At 43.2% G+C, this 1393-nt stretch carries 2 protein-coding genes; both read right to left on the reverse strand.

Features of this window, described 5'->3' with window-relative positions; all coding sequences use genetic code 11:
• Positions 1 to 219: 219 nt before the first annotated feature.
• On the reverse strand, positions 220 to 426 hold the full coding sequence (locus QVA83_RS16515; RefSeq protein WP_287498710.1) for a type II toxin-antitoxin system antitoxin: 207 nt from the start codon (positions 424 to 426) through the stop codon (positions 220 to 222).
• A gap of 71 nt (positions 427 to 497) precedes the next feature.
• Entirely contained in the window at positions 498 to 1346 is an 849-nt protein-coding gene (locus tag QVA83_RS16520) for an SPFH domain-containing protein (protein WP_353844113.1), read from the reverse strand.
• Positions 1347 to 1393: the final 47 nt, after the last annotated feature.

Below are 1393 nucleotides of genomic sequence, written 5' to 3' on the forward strand. Positions count from 1 at the left end.
CAGTGCACTCGCCTATCTTCCCCTTGAAAGTGAAAATAATGAATATGTGGTTGAAGATACGGTAGTCATAGTAGAAGAGCATGGCGGAGCATGGTCTTTACTCCCACTGTGTCTATTAGGTGGCATTGTACTTGTTAGACGCAGAATCAAGCGGAATATCTAAGCCTTAGCTAGTGACGATCATATCGAAAAGATAGCTGATACCCTGCTATTTCGCGTTCAGTTATCTTTTTGAGTGGAGTCTATTTCTTCAACCTCTACTACCACTTTTTCTACCAGCTTCACTCTTCCCTGCTTCACTAGCGCTTGTCTTAATACATACTCTATTTGCGCATTTACACTGCGCAAGTCATCGGCAGCCCATCGCTCCATGGCGGTAAGTACATTTTCATTTATCCTAAGTGGATACGCTTTTTTCTTTGCCAAAATTACAAACCTTATGTGCCGCAGTGCATTGCTGCGGCACTACAATTGCAAACTTAAATTAAAAAAACGAGCTAGTAGATTGTACCTGTATTAATAACCGGTTGCGTCGACTTATCACCACACAGCACAACTAATAAATTACTGATCATCGTCGCCTTACGCTCTTCATCAAGCTCTACTACACCCTTTTCATTTAATCGCTGAAGTGCCATTTCTACGGTTCCCACAGCACCATCTACAATTTGCTTCCGGGCAGCCACAATAGCTGATGCTTGTTGACGCTGAAGCATGGCACTTGCGATTTCTTGCGCGTAGGCAAGGTGGCTGATACGAGACTCCAAAATTGTGATCCCAGCTTTCGAAAGGCGAGCTTGGATCTCTTCTTGTAAACGCGCTGATATCTCTATTGGGTGGCTACGAAGTGCGACTTCCGCTTGCTCGTCGTCACGTGGATCGTAAGGAAAGCTACTTGCCATATTGCGGATCGCGGACTCACTTTGAATTCGCACAAAACTTTCGTAATCGTCTACGTCAAACATTGCTTCAGCAGTATCGCTCACTTTCCACACGACAATAGAGGCGATTTCAATGGGGTTTCCTTGATTGTCGTTAACTTTAATTCTGGCACTTTCAAAGTTTCTTATGCGCAGAGAAATATTAGCTCTACGGAACAAAGGAATTGTCCAGCGTAATCCAACATCAGAGACAGTACCTACATAGCTGCCGAAAAACGTCATGACCTTAGCTTGGTTGGGTTGCACCATGAAATAGCCCAACCACAAACTTCCCACTAAAACGCTTAGAATTACACCAGCTTCGGGGTTACCCGACACTGCATAGAAAAACGTAGCAACCTGTGCGACTAGCAAAACACAGATCATCAAATAACCGTTTACCGAAAACCCTTTCCTTTCTTTCATATCACTCACCTTTGATATCATTTTGATATCTTTATAATACAAAATTT

This window comes from Alteromonas sp. AO-Serp, assembly GCF_017849675.1.
In the GTDB taxonomy this organism is placed as follows: Bacteria; Pseudomonadota; Gammaproteobacteria; order Enterobacterales; family Alteromonadaceae; genus Alteromonas; species Alteromonas macleodii.

Bases quoted from the DNA above. Each gene is read 5' to 3' on its own strand.
- QVA83_RS16520 (WP_353844113.1), bottom strand. From the start codon at position 1,346: ATGAAAGAAAGGAAAGGGTTTTCGGTAAACGGTTATTTGATGATCTGT.